This window comes from Micromonospora sp. DT228 (assembly GCF_049841595.1).
Taxonomy (GTDB): Bacteria; Actinomycetota; Actinomycetes; order Mycobacteriales; family Micromonosporaceae; genus Micromonospora.
On the sequence record NZ_JBNCKO010000002.1, the window covers coordinates 684806 to 703204 of the forward strand.

The window sequence follows — 18399 nt, forward strand, 5'->3', positions numbered from 1 at the left end:
AGTGTTTCGCTCGATCTGTTAGCTATCGTCGGCGGCCGCATCGCCGATCGTCCACACTCTTACGGGGGTACGAGGTGATGGATCAGCCGGCTCCACCCAGCCTGTGCCAACCGCCCGGCCAGTCGCCGGTCGCGCTCGCGGGTGCCGGGGCGGACACCGACACCTGGCCGGGCATCCCGGGGCAAGCCGCCGGGCCCCGTCCGGTCCCACCTGTTGAGGCCGGCAGTCCGGTCCCACCTGTCGAGGCCGGCAGTCCGGTCCCACCTGTCGAGGCCGGCAGTCCGGTCCCGCCCGTCGCGACCGGCCGTTCGGTCGCCCTCGTGCACGAGTGGTTCACCGCGACCGGCGGTGCGGAGCAGGTCTTCCGGCAGCTCACCGAGGTCTTCCCGACCGCCGCGCGGTTCGCGCTCTGGAGTGACGACGACGCCGACCCGCCGCCGCTGCGGGTGTCGTGGCTGGCCCGGACACCGCTGCGGGGCAACAAGGCGGTCGCCCTGCCGTTCATGCCGCTGGTCTGGCGGACCCTCACCCGCGACCGGTTCGACGTGGTGATCTCCTCAAGCCACGCGTTCGCGCACACGGTCCGGCTCGGCAATCCCGACCGCACCCGGCACCTCAGCTACGTCCACGCTCCCGCCCGTTATCTCTGGAACCCGGGTGTCGACGACCGGGCGTCGGGGCCGATGCTTGCCGTGCCCCGACGACTGATGCGAGCGCTCGACGTGGGGCTCAGTCACCACGTGCACAGTTACGCGGCCAACTCCGTCGAGGTGCGTGACCGGATCCGGCGGCACTGGGGGCGCGACGCCTGGGTGATCAACCCTCCGGTCGATGTGGACTTCTTCTCCGCGGCCCCGGCCGCCGACCAGGCACAACCGCGCGACTACCTGCTGGGTGTCGGGCGCTGGGTGCCCTACAAGAACTTCGACCTGATCATCGCCATCGCCGAGGAGGCCGGTCTGCCCCTGGTCCTCGCCGGGTCCGGGCCCGAGGAGGCCCGACTGCGACGCCTGGCACACCAGGCGCGCGTGCCCGTCACCATCGAGGTCCACCCGGACCGCTTCCGGTTGCGGCAGCTCTACTGGGGCGCCCGAGCCCTGCTCTTCCCCGTCCACGAGGACTTCGGCATCGTGCCGGTCGAGGCGCAGGCCTGCCGCACCCCGGTCCTCGGCCTGCGCCGTGGCGGTCTGCTGGAAACGGTCGTCGACGCGGAGACCGGAGTCCTGGTCGACTCGCTCGACCCCCACGACCACGCGGCGGCGATCGGCCGGCTCGACGAGCTGGACCAGGCGCGGATGCCCGTTCAGGCGGAACGGTTCTCGACGCAGACCTTCGCCCGCCGGGTGACCGAGTGGGTCGATCATGAGTGTGACTGACCCGATGCGGGTGCTGCACGTCACCCACACCGCGCAACCCGGCGGGGCCGAGCTGGCCCTGGCCCGCCTGCTCGGTCAGCGGCACCCCTGGCAGGCGTCCCTGTACGGCCCACCCACCGGCGTCGCCTTCGACCAACTCCCCCCGCAGGAGGTGGCGCAGGCCCGGGATCTGCCGACGCTGCCCACCGGAGGCACCCGCAGTTCGGCGCCCCTGCTGGCGGCCCGCTACCTGACCGCGCTGCGCAACGGCGCCCTGGTGCTGCGGCGCAGCCCGTTGTATCACCAGGCCGACCTGGTGCACGCGAACACCGCCGCCGCGGCGATCATGTGCGCGCTCGCCGACCGCGCCAGGCGCCGGCCCATCGTGGTGCACCTCCGCGGCCCGTTGACCGTCGAGAGCCTCGGCCCGATCGGTCTGCCCGCGTTCCGTCGGCTGGCCATGCGGCGCGCCGACGGGATCATCGCCAACTCCGGGTTCACCCTCGCCAGCGTTCCGTCGGGCCCCCGGATCCCGGCCCAGCGCACGGTGCTCCAGAGCCCCAGCGGGATCTCCGAGCGGCGTACGCACCCCGTGTTCCGGCCGCAGGTCAAGGCCATCGGGATGGTCGGCCGGCTCCAGCACTGGAAGGGCCAGCACGTCTTTCTCCGCGCGTTCGCCGCGAGCCTGCGCGGCACCGACGTGCGCGCGTACCTCTGCGGTGCCCCGCTCTTCGGCGAGGAGGCCTACGAGACGCAACTACGGGAACTCGCCGCCACGCTGGGCATCAGCGACCAGGTCACCTTTCGCGGCCACGTCGACGACATCAACGGTTTCCTCGACTCGATCGACGTCCTGGTGCACTCGTCGCTCGGAGCCGAGCCGCTGGGCCAGACCGTGTTGCAGGGACTGGCCCGGGCGCTGCCGGTGGTGGCCACCGAGGGCGGTGGGCCGGGGGAGTGGATCCGCTCCGGGGTCAACGGAATGCTCGTCCCGCCCGGAGACACCGACGCGCTCGCCGCCGTGCTGCGTGACCTGGTGGGCTCGCCGCAGCTACGGCATGACCTGGCCACCGCCGCTGCCCGCACCCCGGGCCTCCTGTCCGACGCGGACTGCGTCGATCAGCACGCCGGCTTCTTCGAGTCCGTCCGCCGCGCCCACCGGCCGGCCCGAGCGCGGGACGCCGCGTGAGCGCAAAGGCACTACGGATCGGGTACGTCCAGATCCGCCCACCCGGGCTCACCGAGACCTTCATCCCCGCCGAGATCGAGGCGGTGCGGGCGGCCGGGGCGACGGTCGAGGTGTTCGTGGCCAACCCGGACGGCAACCGTCGGGCCGAGCCGGGTCGGGCCGCCGTGCACCTGCTCCGCCGCCCCGGTGGGCTCCCGGCCGACCTGCGCCTGCTCGGGCTGCCGTCGCGGGCTGCCGGAGGGCGGGGACTGGCTCGTGGTCTGCTGGCCAGCGGCGCTGCCACCACCCTCACCGACGAGATCGCGCGCTTCGACCCGGACGTCCTGCACGCCCACTTCGTCAACGTGCCCACCGCTGTCGCCCTGCTGGTCGGGCGCCGACTCGACCGGCCGGTGACGGCGACCGCGCACGCCGCCGACTTCCTGCTCGACCCGGACGCGGCGGCGCTGAGTCGCCGGATCGCCCGACTGCGGCACCTCTTCGTCGTCTCCGCGGCGACCGCCGGCCAACTCGCGGCACGGGGGGTGCCGATCGCGACGACTCCCCACCGGGTCGTCCGGGCCGGCCTCGACGTCGGGCTCCTGGACGCCCCACCGGCCGTGCCCACCCCCACGCCGGGCGCCCCGACGAGGATCGTCACCGTCGCCCGGTTGATCCCGAAGAAGGGGGTCGACACCACGATCGACGCGGTGGCCCGGCTCGTCCAGGCCGGGCATCCGATCCGGTACGACATCTACGGCGACGGTCCACTGCGGGATGAACTGCGCCGCCGGGTCGACTCGGCGGGGCTGGCCGACAGCGTGGTGCTGCACGGCGCGGTGCCACATCCGGTGGCCACTGCCGCACTCGCCGGCGCGCAGGTCGCCGCCCTGCCCTGCCGGCCCGCCCCGGACGGCGACCTCGACGGCATCCCGGTGTTCCTGATGGAGGCGGCAAGTCAGGGCGTCCCCGTGGTCACCACAGCGGTCTCGGGCATCCCCGAACTCGTCGGTCCGGACAGCGGCTGGCTCGTCCCCCCGGACGATCCGGTCGCCCTCGCCACCGCGATCCGGACGGTGGTCGCCGAGCCGGTCGCGGCTCGGCGGCGCGCGCAGGCGCTGCTGCTCCGGCTCCGATCGGAGTTCGCCCCGGCGGTGCAGGCCGACAGGTTGCTGTCCGTCTGGCGGGAGCTTGCCGACTCGACCCCGACCCGACCGACCGTGCCCTGCGAAGGTGGCCACCGGTGACCCTCAGCGTCGTCTCGTCGTACCTGCCGATCCCGCTCGACCGGGGCGATCCCGTCCGGGTGGCGATGATGTTGCGGGCGCTGGCTCAGGTGCCGGACTGCACCCTGCTGGTCGTCCGCCGCCCGGACACCACCGCCGACCAGGAGGAGCAGTTGCGCCAGATGCTCCACCCCATGCCGGTACGCACCTTCGAGGCCACGCCGTTCCGCTACGACCGTCTGGGTCCGGCGGGCCGATACTCGCAGGCCCTCACCTCCGGTCTGCCGCCCTGGATCCGCAGCCGCTACAGCGCCGACCTGCACGACGAGCTTCGCCGACGCGACGGCGCGGCGATAGCCCTCGGCGAGGCAGCCGGCGCCTACGTCCACGGGACCGGGCTGCGCTGGCACTGGGACAAGGCGAACGTGCTCGCCGCCAGCGTCCGGCAGGAGATCGAGGCGGCGGACGACCTCACGTACCGGCTGCGCGCCCGTTACCTGACCGCCGTCTCGACCCGCTTCGAGCGGCGGGCGCTGGCATCCTGCGCGACGGTCTCGGTGACCAGCGCCGACGAGGCCGAGCGGCTGCGTCGACACCACGGCCGGGCGGCCACCTTCGTGCTCCCCAGCTGCGTCCCGCTCCCGTCCGGCCACCAACCTCGGCCCCAGGAGCGGGAGTTGGCCTGGCTGGGCAGCTTCGCGTACGAGCCGAACCTGACCGGCCTGCGGCGCTTCCTGGCCGAGGGCTGGCCGGCGCTGGCCCGGTCCGGTTACACCCTCACCCTCATCGGCTCGGGTCTGACCGCGCCGGTCCGCGCCGAGCTGGACCAGCACCCCGGCGTACGGGTGCGTGGTTACGTCGAGGATCTGCGCGGCGCGCTCGCCAACGCCCGCGCCGGTGTGGTGCCACTGTGGAGCGGCGCCGGCGTCAAGCTGAAGACCCTCACCCTGCTGGCCCACGCGGTCCCGGTCTTCACCACGACTGTCGGCGCCGAGGGCGTGCCGGCGAGCCCCGCCGTCCGGATCGCCGCGGACCCGACCGCGATGGCCGCGGAACTCCTCGCGACCACCTCGACCGCCCTGGACGCGATGGCCGCCGAGGCGACGCGGCTGGTGGGCCAGGAGTTCTCCGAGGACCGGTTCGCGGAGCGCCTCCGCACGGCGCTCGCCGCCGATGGCTACCTCGCCGAACGCGGTGCCACCGGCGCTGAACCCGCACGGTGATGGTCGTCAACCGGCTGGTCACCTCCACCGCCGCCAACCTGCTGATCCCGGTCAGCGGGCTGCTCGTCAGCCCCTTCCTCTCCCGCGAACTCGGGCCGGAGGGGCGCGGGCTGTACGCCGCGCTCACCCTGCCGATCGTGATCTGCGGCTGGCTGGGCACCTACGGTCTGCAGGACGCGCTCACCTTCCACGTCCGGCAGCGCCGGCTCTCCCGGCGGGACGCGGCCCGGGTCAGCCTGCTGGCCGCCGTGCCGCTCGGTCTGGTCGCCGTGCTGCTCCTGGGCGTGCTGAGCCTGTTCGTCTTCGACCAGGGCGAGGTCGACAGGCAGCAGTTCCTGGTGCTCGCCCTGCTCGCGCCGCTGCACATCCTGGCGAACCTGGCGATCGGCGCCCTCACCGGTGCCGCGGACATCGGCGGCGTCAACCTGATGAAGGTCGTGCCGGCGGCGCTGCGGACGATCCTGCTGGTCATCGCCTGCGTGGCCCTCGACCTGAGCGCCTTCTGGGCGGCCGCGCTCTTCCTGACCGCGACGGCCAGCGGAGTGCTCGTCGGGCTGCCCCGGCTGCGCCGCCGCCCAGGGCCGGCGAGCAGCACCGAGCCAGCCGACCGGCCCGAGCCGATTCCCGTCCGGTCGCTGATCCGGTACGCGCTCGTCTGCCTGCCGGGGGTGCTCGCGGCGACCTCCAACGCCCGACTCGACCAGGTCATCGGCCTACCGCTGCTCGGGGCACGGGAGCTCGGCTTCTACGCGGTGGCGGTCAGCGTTGCGGAACTGCCGACCGTCGTGGCGACCGCGGCCCGGACCGTCCTGATGGGCGGGGCGGGCGGCGAGGACGACGAATCCGTCCTGCGGGTGGCCCGGATCGCCGTCGCAGTGGCGGCGCTCGGGTGCACGGTCCTCGCCGCGAGCGCGGGACTGCTGGTGCCACTGTTCTTCGGCGCCGCGTTCGCCCCCGCCACGCTGCCCACAGTCATCCTCTGCGCGGCCACCGTCGTGTTCACCTGCGTGCAGATCTTCAGCGCCCTGCTGCTCGTCCAGGACAAGGCGGGCCGATCGTCGATCGCCCTCGTCGTCGGCTCACTCACCGGCGTACTGCTGCTCGTCGTGCTGGCCCCGCTCGGCGCGGTCGGCGCGGCCCTCGCCAGCCTGGTCGGGTACGCCGTCGCGGCCGGCATCGCCGCCCGGTCGGTACGCAGGTTGCCGGCGGTGCCGTCACTGCGAGCGGTGACCGTGCCGTACGGTGCGGACCTCCGTCACCTGCACGCCGAGCTCGGGCAGCGGTGGCGGGCTCGCCGGACCGGTCCCCCCGAGGCGCCGGATGCGGCCAATTCACAGTCAGCAGGCACAGGCGGGGGAGTCCGATGAGTGCGGTGTTCAGCGGTCAGACGAAGGGCGCCCTGCTTCGGGCCAGCAGACTGATCCGACCCGACCCGGGCACCACCGAGTGGCTCGGCACCACGGGTGTGGTCGTGCTGCTGGTCCTCGCCTGGATCAGGGTGACCTTTCCCCAACTCGTCCAGATCCTGCAGAACGGGCGACCGGTCTTCAACTCCGCCGCGGAGACGATGCCGCCCGCCGGTCGCGTCCTGGGTGACGTCACCACCGCGGCGTTCATCGGCCTGGCCCTCCTCCTCACCGCGTACGGGCTGCGACAGCGACGCCCGGACCGCCTGTGGGCGCTCGTCGTGGTCCTCGCCCCACTGGCAGCCATCCACCTCGCCGGCCTGCTGAACGGGCAACCCCTTGGCCCGGTGTCCCTGGCCCTCCCGATCGCCGTGGTCGCCATCTGGGTGGTCCGACCCGGGGCGCAGGCGCTGGCCGCGATCGGTGTGCTCGGCGCGGCCACCGCTGTCGTCGCGATGCTGTTGGCGGTCGTACGGCCGGACCTGGGGCTGCTCACCGGAGAAGACGCGGGCAACAAGGGCTGGGCGATCGGCGGGCTGCTGTCCGGTCCGTACCCACACTCGAACGTGCTCGGGCTCATCCTCGCCCTCAGTCTGCCGTTCGTGTTCGGCATCCGGCCGACGGCCACACGTCGGGTCACGCTGGCGTTGATCCTGATCGCGTTGCTCTGGACCGGTTCCCGGACCAGCCAACTCGCGGCGATCGTCGTCCTGCTGACCTGGGGGCTGCTGCGCTGGCGTACGAGTGGGCGGCCCGCCCGGCCCGGCCGGGGAAGCCGCCGGCACCTGTCGATGCTGATCGGCGTCCCGCTGGTCGTCGCGCTCGGTCTGATCATCTTCTGCCCGCTGCTGACCACCGACCCGGCCGGCTTCACCAACCGGGGCCGGACGTGGCGTGCCCTGCTGAGCCGATGGGCGGAGCGACCGCTGACCGGCCACGGCCCGGAATACTTCGAACGGCAGCCGGACCTGGCCGCGGCGCTCGGCGGCCGGTACACCCACGGGCACAATGTGCTCGTGCACCTGCTGACCATCGGCGGCCTGCTCGCCGTCGTGCTGTTCGCGGTACTGCTCTACCAGGTCTGGCGGCGGTCGATGTTCCTGGCCGGGGCCGGCACGCCGGGGCCGGCACTCTTCCTGATCGCGCTCCTCTGGGTCTCCTGGCTGGAGGCATCGCACGTGTCCGTCACCCTCGCCGGGTTCCTGACCTGGCTTCCGCTCGGTCTGATCGTACGAGCCGAGCTGCCCAGCCCCGCGCCCGAGCGGCCCAGCCCCGCGCCCGAGCGGACGACCGAGTCAGAAGATCAGGACGTCCCGTAGGTAGTTGGCGACCCGGCGGAGCTGGTTGGCGCCACCGACCGGCGCGGTCATCCGCAACACCACCTGCTTGTCGATGTCGCCGCTGTCACTGCGCCAGTACGCGACCACCACCAGGCCGTACCGCTGCGTACCGTCGACGGTCAGGCTGCTGGTCTCGGCGTACGCCGAGGAGGGGCCGCTGCGCACCCACTGCAGCCCCCAGGCTTCCTCGGCGATACGCATCGCGGTCTGACGTGGCCCGTCGCAGGGCGCCGGGCAGTCGCGCACGACCAGCTCACCGCCGAGCGCGGCTTCGCTGCCCGCCGGCGCGCCGCACTGATGTCTGCTGAGCCCCGCGGCCCGCTCGACGGACGTGCACTGCCAGCTCGGCGGCACCTTCACCGGAAACGGCAGACCGTCCAGGCCGTGGAGGGTGAGGATCCGGTCGGTGGCGGCGAACCGCACCCAGAGGGCAGGCCACTCGCCCGGGGCCGGCGGTTCGAGCCCGGGGCTCAGCGGTGCGGAGGCCGGGGCCGGCGCGGGTAGTGCCGCCGACTGGCTCGCGGTGGGCGTCGGTTGTGGCGGATCCGTGCCGGGGTCGAGCAGCAGGACCAGACCACCACCGGCGACGAGGCCGAGCACCAGACCGATGACCGGCATGGCCCACCGGCTCGCGCGGGACTGTTTCGGCTCCAACGTCCGAGCCGACTCCGGTTCGGCTTCCGGTTCGGCCTTCGGTTCGGGCTTCGAGTCGGTGGACGTCGAGCGCGGCCGCGTGTCCCGCGCTGGCGACGGGACGGCCCACACCGGCATCGGAGCCGGCTCCGGCGGTGTCGGTGGCGCCGGCGGTGTCGGTGGCGTTGTCGGCGCGACGGCCGGCGGTGCCTGGTCGTCCGTGAACGTCGTCTGATGGGCGCGAGGCGTCGGCGTCGGCTCGGCCGGGGGCCGCTGGTCGACCGGTGGCGTCCGCGTCCCGTCGGCAGGTTGCGTGCGCGTGACCTCGGCCGGTGGCGTCCGCGTCGCGTCGGCCGGTCGGGTCTGCGTCGCCTCGGTCCCTTGCGACCGCGTCGCGTCGGCAAGTGGCGTGCGTGTCGCGTCGGTCGGTTGCGTCTGCGTCGCCTCGGTTCGTTGCGACCGCGTCGCGTCGGCCGGTGGCGTCCGCGTGGCCTCGGCCGGTGGCGTGTGCGTGGTCTGCGCCCGTGGCGTCTGCTCGGTCGGGAGGGTCTGCTCGGTCGGGGGCGTCTGCTCGGCCCGCGGCGTCTGGCGCGGCACCGGTATCGCCGCCTGCTGCGCGTGCTCCGTATCCGCGGGTGGATCGTCCGGCTCGGCCGGAGCCGGCTGGTAGGTCATCCCGAGGGCGGCGAACGTCCGCTCGGCCGTCGGAAGGAGATCTTTCGGGTACGCCACCCAGGGAGTGGTGGCGGAGAAGTCCGCACTGACCCAGAGCGGGCTGCCCGCTTCCGAGTGAGCGATCGCGTGGGTGGTGGCCGCGAAGGCGTCCCGCCACCGTGACTCGCCGGCGATGCCGACGTCGAGCACCACCACCACGAGAGACTGTTGTCCACCGTCGACGGCAGACCAGATGCTGCCAATCTGGCAGATGCCCAGTCTCCGGATCCGTTGGTACGGACCAATTGGCTGCATGTGCGACCTCTTCCGCTTGCCCACGTGATGATATCCATGCCGACCCATCCGGATCGGCCGGGCCAACCCCCGGAGTCGAGGAGTCTCTGGCTGGATGACGACAGTCAGCGATCAGGTGGCCGTTTGTCGACCGCCCCGGCCCGCATAACCCTGGACCATCTGGCACCCACCGGCGATAGCCTCCCCCCATGAGTTGGCTGCCCGACGACTTCGTCCACCCCGTGCACGTGCCCGTGCCCGGCAGCGCGCTGCACCTGCGACCGATCCGGGAGGCGGACACGGCGCTCGACTACCCCGCCGTGATGGGCTCCCGAGAGCGCCTGTGGGAGATCTTCGGCCCGGCGTGGCGGTGGCCTCCGGAGACGATGACCTACGAAGAGGACCGCATCGACCTGCTGCGGCACGAGAAGGAGATCGCCGCGCACCAGTCGTTCAACTACGCGTTGTTGGACGAGGAGGAGACGGCGATCCTCGGTTGTGTCTACGTCGACCCGCCCGAGCGCGCCGGCGCCGATGGCGAGATCTCCTGGTGGGTGGTGGACGACCTTGTCGGCAGCGCGGCGGAGCGCGCGCTCGACGCGCTGGTGCCACGGTGGATAGCCGCCGAGTGGCCCTTCCGGCAGCCCCGTTACCTGGGCCGCGACATCACCTGGCAGGACTGGCTCGCGCTGCCGCCCGCGTGACACGTCTGAGGCGATCCGATCCCAGGCGATCCGATCCGCGGGAAGTGCCCGACGGCCGTGAATGGCAGCCGGATGGCACGCAGGATCCGGAGTGCGGAGGAGGTGCGCGCCCAGGCGCCGCGATCAGCGGGTCTACCTGGGCCTTCGTGGGTGGAGCGGGCGACGAGAATCGAACTCGCGTAGTCAGTTTGGAAGACTGAAGCTCTACCATTGAGCTACGCCCGCGTGCACCCCGCCGAAGCAGGGCGCGCGGACAGCGTACCCAATGGCTTTGCCGACCGCGCAGCGACGTCACCGCCCGGAGCCGCCGGCTTGCGCGCGCCCCGCCAGCACCGCCCGAAGATCCGCTCGATATCAGGGATGTCGTGGTCTCTCCGGCCTCCGGATACCGCGAGATCCCTGATATCGAGTCGATCTCGACGCCCCGAGGCCGATCGAGGCCCCAAGGCCGCCCGACCCCGAGGCCGATCGAGGCCCCCGACGCCGCCCGGGGCGGCTCGGGCTGCGTGACGCGTGGGCGGTACGGGCGGTTTGGGAAGATGTGTCCGGGTGGAGGGTGCCCCGGCACCGCCTGAGTCACGCCGACGGCATAGACTGCACGTCGCCACGGGGTGTGGCGCAGCTTGGTAGCGCACTCGCTTTGGGAGCGAGGGGCCGTGGGTTCAAATCCCGCCACCCCGACTGTCGTCTGCGGCCGGGCCGCCCCGGGTGCCGCACGTGCGGTTCCCGGGCGCTGCCGGAGCGTCAGGCCGGCTCGCCTACACTCGATGGGCTGAATCACGCCCAGACTCAACTGAGATCCGTCAAGGAGTACGCCTGTGAAGAGCACCGTCGAGACTCTGAGCCCGACGCGCGTGCGGCTCGCCATCGAGGTGCCGTTCGTCGAGCTCGAGCCGAGCCTCAAGAAGGCGTACCGGGAGATCGGTTCGCAGGTCCAGGTTCCCGGCTTCCGTCGGGGCAAGGTGCCGACCGCGGTGATCGACCAGCGGGTGGGCCGCGGCACCGTCCTCAACGAGGCGGTGCAGGAGGCCATCCCGGAGAACATCCTCGCCGCGGTGCGCGAGCACGACCTCAAGACGCTGGGGCGCCCCGAGGTCGAGATCACCGAGTTCAACGACGGCGACTCGCTCAACTTCACCGCCGAGGTCGACGTCCGTCCGGAGATCACCATCCCGGACGCGTCCTCCATCGAGGTGACCGTCGACGAGCTGCAGATCGACGAGAGCGAGATCGACGAGCAGGTGAAGAACCTGCGGGAGCGTTTCGCGACCCTCAAGACCGTCGAACGGGCCGCTGCCGAGGGCGACTTCGTCCAGATCGACCTGAACGCCACCGTCGACGGCGAGGACGTGCCGGGCGGCCAGGCGAGCAACATCTCCCACGAGGTAGGCAGCAAGCAGCTCCTGCCCGGCCTGGACGAGGCCGTCGTCGGCCTCGCCGCCGGCGCCGACACCACCTTCACCACCCAGCTCGTCGGCGGCGACTTCGCCGGTCGGGACGCCGAGGTGGCGGTGACCGTGCGCACGGTCAAGGAGAAGGAGCTGCCGGAGCTGAACGACGAGTTCGCCCAGATGGCGAGCGAGTTCGACACGATCGAGGAGCTGCGCGGCGACCTGCGCGCCCGGGTCAACCAGGGCAAGCAGGTCGAGCAGATCTACGCCGCTCGGGACAAGGCCCTGGCCCAGCTCGTCGAGGCCGCCGAGATCCCCGCCCCGGAGGGTGTGGTCCGCGAGGAGGTCGAGAGCCGCAAGCAGGCCATGATCGACCAGCTGGAGCGGATCGGCGCCTCCATGGAGGAATACCTCGCGGCCGAGGACAAGACCGAGGAGCAGATCGACGCCGAGCTGGCCGAGGCGGCGACCGAGGGCGTCAAGGTCCAGCTCCTGCTGGACACGCTTGCCGACGCGGAGGACGTGCAGGTCTCCGACGACGAGTTCGGGCACGAGATCGTGCACCGGGCGCAGCGTGCCGGGATGGCCCCCCAGCAGTACTACGACCAGCTCGTGCGCTCCGGCGCCGCCGCGGCGGTCTTCGGCGACGTGCGGCGGGGCAAGGCGCTCGCCGCCGTCATGGAGCGGATCACGATCAAGGACTCGGCCGGCAACGAGGTCACCCTCGACGCCCTGCGCGCCGCCAACGAGGCGGAGCACAACCACGACCACTGATCGTCGGGTGCGGCCGCCGTCCGCCGCTGCGCGGTGGATGGCGGCCGAATCCATTTCTGGGTACGCCCGGAGGTCAGCGTTGCCGGGTACGCCGGGTAGTCAGCGTTACCGGGTACGCCCGGAAGCCCGCGCCGCGGGTGCCCTCGACACAGCTGCGCTGAGAGCGAACAGTGCCCCGACCGGGACTCTGCCGCCCCGCACAGCGGTTAGTGTCGGGAAAGACGGTACGGAGAGCGAAGGGCTGCCATGACCGACATGCACATCCCCAAGAAGTCGCTCCGGGCGATTGACGCGCGCGGTGGCGACTCCATTGGCAACCTCGACGACTCGGTCTACAACCGGTTGCTCAAGGAACGCATCATCTTCCTGGGCAGTGAGGTGACCGACCAGGTCGCCAACCGCATCTGCGCGCAGCTGCTGCTGCTCGCCGCGGAGGACCCGGACCGCGACATCAACCTGTGGATCAACTCGCCGGGTGGCTCGGTCTACTCCGGCATGGCGATCTACGACACCATGCAGTTCATCGACAACGATGTGTCGACCGTGGCGATGGGCATGGCGGCCTCGATGGGCCAGCTGCTGCTCTGCGCGGGCACCAAGGGCAAGCGGTACGCCCTGCCCCACGCCCGGATCATGATGCACCAGCCGTCCGGTGGTCTGGGTGGCACGGCGTCCGACATCGCCATCCAGGCGGAGCAGATGCTCTACACAAAGCGGATGTTCCAGGAGCGGGTCGCGCACCACACCGGCCAGAGTCAGTCGCAGATCGAGGCGGACTCCGACCGGGACCGTTGGTTCACCGCCCAGGAGGCCATGGACTACGGCTTCATCGACAAGGTGATCATCGGGGCCGCACAGGTTCCGGATGGCGCCGGGACCCTGAGCTGAGGAGCTGACGATGACCGATCTGAGCTTGCCGCCCCAGTTCGCGGCCGTGCACAACCGTTATGTGCTGCCGTCGTTCGTCGAGCGCACGTCGTACGGGGTCAAGGAATCGAACCCGTACAACAAGCTCTTCGAGGACCGGATCATCTTCCTCGGCGTCCAGGTGGACGACGCGTCGGCCAACGACGTGATGGCCCAGCTGCTGACGCTCGAGGGCACCGATCCGGACCGCGACATCATCATGTACATCAACTCGCCGGGTGGGTCGTTCACCGCCATGACGGCGATCTACGACACCATGCAGTACGTCCGTCCGGACATCCAGACGGTCTGCCTCGGGCAGGCCGCCAGCGCCGCGGCGGTGTTGCTGTCGGCGGGCACTCCGGGTAAGCGGATGGCGCTGCCGAACTCGCGGATCATCATCCACCAGCCGGCCACCGAGGGTGGCTACGGGCAGGGTTCGGACATCGAGATCCAGGCCCGGGAGATCCTGCGGATGCGGACGCAGTTGGAGGACATGCTGTCCCGCCACTGCAACCGCCCGACCGAGCAGGTGCGCAAGGACATCGACCGTGACAAGATCATGACGGCCGAGGAGTCCAAGGAGTACGGGCTGGTCGACACGATCCTGACCAGCCGCAAGAAGGGTCTGCTGGCGACCCACTCCGCCAGCTGAGCAGTGCCGGGTCAGAGGTTGGCCGGGGCGTGCAGTTCCCGGCCGACCTCTGACACACCCGTTTTGGGGGTCGGAGAATGCCCCGCCAGCGGGTAACGTCGGGTCCGTACCGCTTCGCCGGTTGGGCCGGTGAGGTGAACCAAACCGGACGGCGCGCAGCGTCCGCAGGTCAGGGCCGGGTCTCCGGCCGATGAGTGCAGGGAGAACGTAGGTGGCACGGATCGGTGACGGCGGCGACCTACTGAAATGCTCCTTCTGCGGCAAGTCGCAGAAGCAGGTCAAGAAGCTCATCGCGGGCCCAGGGGTCTACATCTGCGACGAGTGCATCGATCTCTGTAACGAGATCATCGAAGAGGAGTTGGCCGAGTCCGGCGAGGTGAAGTGGGAAGAGCTTCCCAAGCCGATGGAGATCTGCCAGTTCCTCGACAACTACGTCGTGGGGCAGGACCAGGCCAAGAAGGCGCTCGCGGTCGCGGTCTACAACCACTACAAGCGGATCCAGGCCGAGGCGGCTGGTGCGCCGGGCTCCGGCAATGACGCCGTCGAGCTGGCCAAGTCCAACATCCTGCTGCTCGGCCCCACCGGGTGCGGCAAGACCCACCTGGCGCAGACCCTCGCCCGGATGTTGAACGTCCCGTTCGCCATCGCCGACGCCACGGCACTGACCGAGGCGGGCTACGTCGGCGAGGACGTGGAAAACATCCTCCTCAAGCTGATCCAGGCCGCTGACTACGACATCAAGCGCGCCGAGACCGGCATCATCTACATCGACGAGGTCGACAAGATCGCCCGCAAGTCGGAGAATCCGTCGATCACGCGCGATGTCTCCGGCGAGGGTGTCCAGCAGGCCCTGCTCAAGATGCTCGAGGGCACTGTCGCCAACGTGCCGCCGCAGGGTGGCCGTAAGCATCCGCACCAGGAGTTCATCCAGATCGACACCACGAACGTGCTGTTCATCTGCGGTGGCGCCTTCGCCGGTCTCGACCAGATCATCGAGTCCCGCACCGGGCAGGGCGGCACCGGCTTCGGCGCCCGACTCCGGTCGGTTTCCGAGCGCTCGACCGACGACATCTTCAGCCAGGTCATGCCGGAGGACATGCTCAAGTTCGGGTTGATCCCCGAGTTCGTGGGCCGGTTGCCGGTGATCACCAATGTGCGCAGTCTGGACCGCAGCGCTCTGGTGCGGATCCTCACCGAGCCGCGTAACGCCCTCGTCCGGCAGTACCAGCGCCTGTTCGAGCTGGACGGGGTCGAGCTGGAGTTCGACGAGCCGGCGCTGGAGGCGATCGCCGACCAGGCGATGCTGCGGGGCACCGGTGCCCGTGGCCTGCGGGCCATCATCGAAGAGGTGTTGCTCTCCGCGATGTACGAGGTGCCGAGCAACCCCGACGCCGCCCGGGTGTTGATCACTCGTGAGGTGGTCCTGGAAAACGTCAACCCGACGATCGTTCCGCGCGAGTTCACCGGGCGTCGGGCCCGGCGGGACCGCGAGGAGAAGTCGGCCTGATCCACGCCACGCCACGCCGGCCGCTCAGGACTGCGCCACAGCTCTACTCCTGACGCGGCCGGCGTGATCGTGTCCGGCGGTCCCATTCGCCCGACGGGGTGACGACCACCATCATCAGTCGGGCCGGGGCGTCGCCGTCGTTGCGGTAGCCGTGCTCTCGGTCGGCGTGGATCTCGATCGTCTCACCCGCGCGGACCTGATGGTCCTGCCCGTCGACCCGGACGATCACGGTGCCGTCCAGGATGTGCAGCACCTCGCGGGTGCCGCGCGGGTGGTCGAGGGAACGGTGCGCCTCCCCGGGGATGAGCCGCCAGTCCCAGAGCTCGACGAGATCCGGCTCGCCCAACCCGCTCAGCAGGCGGGCCGTGCCGCCGTGCTCGCCCTGCCAGAGCACGGGCGCCTCGCCGGCTGAACTGATTTTCACGGCCCGTTCCTCGGCCGGTTCGAGCAGGTGGCCGATGTTGACGCCGAACGCGTCGGCGACCCGGCACAGCGTGCCGATGCTCGGGTTGGTGCGCACGCCCTCGATCTGCACGAGCATGCCCTTGCTCACCCCGGACCGGCCGGCCAGCTCGTCGAAGGACCAGCCTCGGGCGGCCCGTAGTTCGCGTACCCGTCGGGCTACCGCGGCGGTAACCGCGCCCACCCGATCCGGTCCCGGTTCGGTCATTAAACTATCCCTCGCGGTCACTATTGTGGTACGACAGATACATGGTACCCATTGTCCTGGCCGCGCTGGCCGCCGTCGCGTTCGGCACGGCCGACTTCTCCGGCGGCAAGGCGTCCCGGCACGCCGACCCGATTGCCGTAACCCTCATTTCCCAGCTGCTGAGTGTGCCGTTGCTGGTCGTACTGGTGCTTGTCGTGCCCGGAACACCACACGTCGGTGACCTCGGCTGGGGGCTTCTCGCCGGGGTGGCCGGTGGTGGCGGCGTCATGCTGCTCTACCGGGCTCTCGCCGGCGGGATGATGGTGGTGGTGGCACCGATCACCGCGATCACCGCCGCGGTGGTGCCGATCGTCGCCGGTCTCTTCACGGCGTCCTTCCCGGGTGTCCTGGCGATCACCGGCGCCGGTCTCGCGGTGGTGGCGATCGCGCTTGTCAGCCTGGGGGAGAGCGGCGGCAGACGAGCCGTCCCCGCACGGCTGGTCGGGCTCGCCCTCGCCGCCGGGGCGCTCTTCGGTGTCTTCTACACCCTCCTGGGCCAGGCCGACGAGAGCGCCGGGATGTGGCCGGTGGCGGCGGTCCGGGCAAGCTCGATCGCGTTCGGCTTCGCGCTTGCCGTCGGCACCCGGGCGCCGCTGCGCCTCGGACGACGGGAGTGGGGCTGGGCGGCGGTCGCCGGTCTGCTCGACAGCGGCGCCAACGCGCTGTTCCTGGCCGCGGCGGCCCGTGGTCACCTGAGCATCGTCGCGGCAGTCGCCGCGCTCTACCCGGCCAGCACCGTGCTGCTGGCGTTGGCCGTCGACCGGGAACGGCTGCGCGTTGTCCAGATCACCGGGCTCGGCTTCGCCGCCGGAGCGTTGGTGCTGGCCAGCCTCTGACGCTGTCCGTGCCGCCCCTCCCGCCGTACCCTGTGCTCATGCGCGTCGCGGTCTGCCAACTGAACGCCCGGGACGACCGTAAGGCCAATCTGGCCGCCGCGGAGGCCCTGCTGGTCCGCGCCGCCGCCGGCGGCGCGGACCTCGCCGTCCTTCCGGAGTACGTCGACTACCTCGGCCCGGCCACCGGGATGCCCGAGCCGGAGCCGGTGGACGGTGAGGTCGGCAGCTTCTTCGCCGACATCGCCGGACGGCTCGGAATCTGGCTGGTGGCCGGCTCCTTCCACGAGGCCGGCCCGGACCCGGAACACACCTGGAACACGTCGCTGGTCTTCGATCGCTCCGGCAACCTGGCCGCGAGTTATCGCAAGATCCACCTGTACGACGTGGAGATCCCGGGTCGGGTCTCCTACCGGGAGTCGGCGGCTGTCGCAGCCGGGGTTCAGCCGGTGGTGGTGGACGTCGAAGGTCTGCGGGTCGGCCTGTCGATCTGCTACGACCTGCGCTTCCCGGAGCTGTACCGGCTGCTCGCCACCGATGGTGGGGCACAACTGCTCGTGGTCCCGGCGGCATTCATGATGCACACCGGCCGGGACCACTGGGAGGTTCTGTTGCGAGCTCGGGCCATCGAGAACCAGTGTTTCGTGGCGGCGGCCGGCCAGACCGGCGACCACGACCCGGGCCGGACCTGCTTCGGGCGCAGCATGGTTGTCGATCCGTGGGGGACGGTCCTCACCCAGTTGCCGGACGGCCCGGGTGTGTCAGTCGTCGACCTGGACCTCGACCGGCTCGCCGCGATCCGGGCCGAGTTGCCGAGCCTGGCCAACCGGCGGCTCTGAGCCTCGACCCTGCCGGGCTCTGAACCTCAGCCCTGCAGCAGGACGCCGATCACCGCGAAGCCGGCGATGGCGGCGGCGGTCACCAGCAGCGCGGTGGTCATTCGGGACCTGCCCCGTCGGGCCAGGCGTCCGACGGAGAGCACCAGCACGACCAGCACGACCGCACCGATCACCACCTGCCAGAACGGCAGGAGTACGCCGAGCAGCGACTCCTCGGCGAGCACAGTGGTGCCGAGCCCGGACTCATCCATGTCTGACACTCTGGCACGGCGGGACGGCCCGCGTCTCCGGCTGCACCGGGACCGTTGCGAACCTGCCCACCGGAACCAGTGATGAACCCTGATTTGCCTTCTCCGGGCCGTCCGCGTAACTTTCTCTCTGCACGGGGGAGGTCGGACAAACCGGCTGAGAGCGGGCACCAGGCTCGTGGCGGAGACGCCGAGCGAGGCTGAGGATCGGGCGGTGCGGAACATCCCGGAAACGGGGTTGCGAACGCGAAGCCGACCGGGTAAGGTTCTGAAGCCGGCAGGAGCCGGGCGGATGGCCGCGAAGCGGCGATCGGCCGGTCTGCGGTTTCCCACGACAGTAACGACCGCCGGGTTCGGCGTGCGTCATCGTGGGTCCGGACGAACCACATTGATCACCTCGAACCTGAGGTTGACAATGAAAGTTCGACCAAGTAGGTTTGAGCGGTTGCCCCGAGACGGGGTTCCACTGAGGTGGGGCTTCTGGTCGGTGTGTGGTTGTTCTTTGAGAACTCAACAGGGTGCTTGTAAAGCCAG

Annotated in this window: 16 protein-coding genes and 2 tRNA genes; 14 read left to right on the top strand and 4 right to left on the bottom strand. The window is 70.9% G+C overall.

Annotation, left to right across the window (positions count from 1 at the left end; all coding sequences use genetic code 11):
- Nucleotides 1-77 precede the first annotated feature (77 nt).
- From ACLQ29_RS06530 to ACLQ29_RS06555, 6 genes are read left to right on the top strand one after another with little or no spacing between them, the layout of a single operon-like run.
- On the top strand, nt 78-1376 hold the full coding sequence (locus ACLQ29_RS06530) for a glycosyltransferase (RefSeq protein ID WP_425770735.1): 1299 nt from the start codon (nt 78-80) through the stop codon (nt 1374-1376).
- Complete coding sequence (locus ACLQ29_RS06535) at nt 1363-2544, top strand: glycosyltransferase family 4 protein (protein ID WP_425770736.1); 1182 nt, start codon at nt 1363-1365, stop codon at nt 2542-2544. The genes ACLQ29_RS06530 and ACLQ29_RS06535 overlap by 14 nt, the downstream gene beginning before the upstream one ends.
- A complete protein-coding gene (locus ACLQ29_RS06540; protein ID WP_425770737.1) occupies nt 2541-3770 on the top strand; it encodes a glycosyltransferase family 4 protein in 1230 nt (409 codons plus the stop codon). Before ACLQ29_RS06535 ends, ACLQ29_RS06540 begins: the two co-directional genes overlap by 4 nt.
- Nucleotides 3767-4972, top strand: coding sequence for a glycosyltransferase (locus ACLQ29_RS06545; RefSeq protein WP_425770738.1), 1206 nt, complete (start codon nt 3767-3769; stop codon nt 4970-4972). The genes ACLQ29_RS06540 and ACLQ29_RS06545 overlap by 4 nt, the downstream gene beginning before the upstream one ends.
- Complete coding sequence (locus ACLQ29_RS06550; RefSeq protein WP_425770739.1) at nt 4972-6339, top strand: oligosaccharide flippase family protein; 1368 nt, start codon at nt 4972-4974, stop codon at nt 6337-6339. Before ACLQ29_RS06545 ends, ACLQ29_RS06550 begins: the two co-directional genes overlap by 1 nt.
- Nucleotides 6336-7697, top strand: coding sequence for an O-antigen ligase family protein (locus ACLQ29_RS06555; RefSeq protein ID WP_425770740.1), 1362 nt, complete (start codon nt 6336-6338; stop codon nt 7695-7697). The genes ACLQ29_RS06550 and ACLQ29_RS06555 overlap by 4 nt, the downstream gene beginning before the upstream one ends.
- On the opposite strand, the gene ACLQ29_RS06560 is transcribed toward ACLQ29_RS06555, so the two are convergent.
- A complete protein-coding gene (locus ACLQ29_RS06560; protein ID WP_425770741.1) occupies nt 7674-9320 on the bottom strand; it encodes a hypothetical protein in 1647 nt (548 codons plus the stop codon). The genes ACLQ29_RS06555 and ACLQ29_RS06560 overlap by 24 nt on opposite strands.
- A 188-nt stretch (nt 9321-9508) precedes the next feature.
- Between ACLQ29_RS06560 and ACLQ29_RS06565 the strand changes: the two genes are divergently transcribed.
- Nucleotides 9509-10003: a GNAT family N-acetyltransferase gene (locus ACLQ29_RS06565; protein WP_425770742.1), complete on the top strand. Its 495-nt coding sequence runs from the start codon at nt 9509-9511 to the stop codon at nt 10001-10003.
- A 151-nt stretch (nt 10004-10154) separates the two neighbouring features.
- Here the strand turns inward: ACLQ29_RS06565 and ACLQ29_RS06570 are convergent.
- Nucleotides 10155-10228 (bottom strand) — tRNA-Gly (locus tag ACLQ29_RS06570).
- A gap of 382 nt (nt 10229-10610) precedes the next feature.
- Here ACLQ29_RS06570 and ACLQ29_RS06575 point away from each other — a divergent pair.
- From ACLQ29_RS06575 to clpX, 5 genes are all read left to right on the top strand, one after another.
- Nucleotides 10611-10684, top strand: a tRNA-Pro gene (locus tag ACLQ29_RS06575).
- 137 nt (nt 10685-10821) lie between these two features.
- On the top strand, nt 10822-12168 hold the full coding sequence (gene tig, locus ACLQ29_RS06580; RefSeq protein WP_425770743.1) for a trigger factor: 1347 nt from the start codon (nt 10822-10824) through the stop codon (nt 12166-12168).
- Nucleotides 12169-12414: 246 nt separating this feature from the next.
- Nucleotides 12415-13056, top strand: a complete 642-nt coding sequence (locus ACLQ29_RS06585) for an ATP-dependent Clp protease proteolytic subunit (RefSeq protein ID WP_007464111.1) — start codon at nt 12415-12417, stop codon at nt 13054-13056.
- A gap of 10 nt (nt 13057-13066) precedes the next feature.
- Complete coding sequence (locus ACLQ29_RS06590) at nt 13067-13729, top strand: ATP-dependent Clp protease proteolytic subunit (protein ID WP_393373620.1); 663 nt, start codon at nt 13067-13069, stop codon at nt 13727-13729.
- 211 nt (nt 13730-13940) lie between these two features.
- A complete protein-coding gene (gene clpX / locus ACLQ29_RS06595) occupies nt 13941-15236 on the top strand; it encodes an ATP-dependent Clp protease ATP-binding subunit ClpX (protein ID WP_053652977.1) in 1296 nt (431 codons plus the stop codon).
- Nucleotides 15237-15279: 43 nt separating this feature from the next.
- Here the strand turns inward: clpX and ACLQ29_RS06600 are convergent, their stop codons facing one another.
- A complete protein-coding gene (locus tag ACLQ29_RS06600; RefSeq protein WP_425770744.1) occupies nt 15280-15906 on the bottom strand; it encodes a helix-turn-helix domain-containing protein in 627 nt (208 codons plus the stop codon).
- A 41-nt stretch (nt 15907-15947) separates the two neighbouring features.
- Here ACLQ29_RS06600 and ACLQ29_RS06605 point away from each other — a divergent pair, with 41 nt between their 5' ends.
- Together ACLQ29_RS06605 and ACLQ29_RS06610 are read left to right on the top strand one after the other, a co-directional pair.
- Nucleotides 15948-16781, top strand: a complete 834-nt coding sequence (locus ACLQ29_RS06605; protein WP_425770745.1) for an EamA family transporter — start codon at nt 15948-15950, stop codon at nt 16779-16781.
- Nucleotides 16782-16819: 38 nt separating this feature from the next.
- Nucleotides 16820-17617 carry a carbon-nitrogen hydrolase family protein gene (locus ACLQ29_RS06610; RefSeq protein ID WP_425770746.1) on the top strand — a complete coding sequence of 266 codons (798 nt, stop codon included), beginning with the start codon at nt 16820-16822 and terminating at the stop codon, nt 17615-17617.
- 26 nt (nt 17618-17643) lie between these two features.
- On the opposite strand, the gene ACLQ29_RS06615 is transcribed toward ACLQ29_RS06610, so the two are convergent.
- Nucleotides 17644-17868 carry a hypothetical protein gene (locus ACLQ29_RS06615; RefSeq protein WP_393373609.1) on the bottom strand — a complete coding sequence of 75 codons (225 nt, stop codon included), beginning with the start codon at nt 17866-17868 and terminating at the stop codon, nt 17644-17646.
- Between the last annotated feature and the right edge of the window lie 531 nt (nt 17869-18399).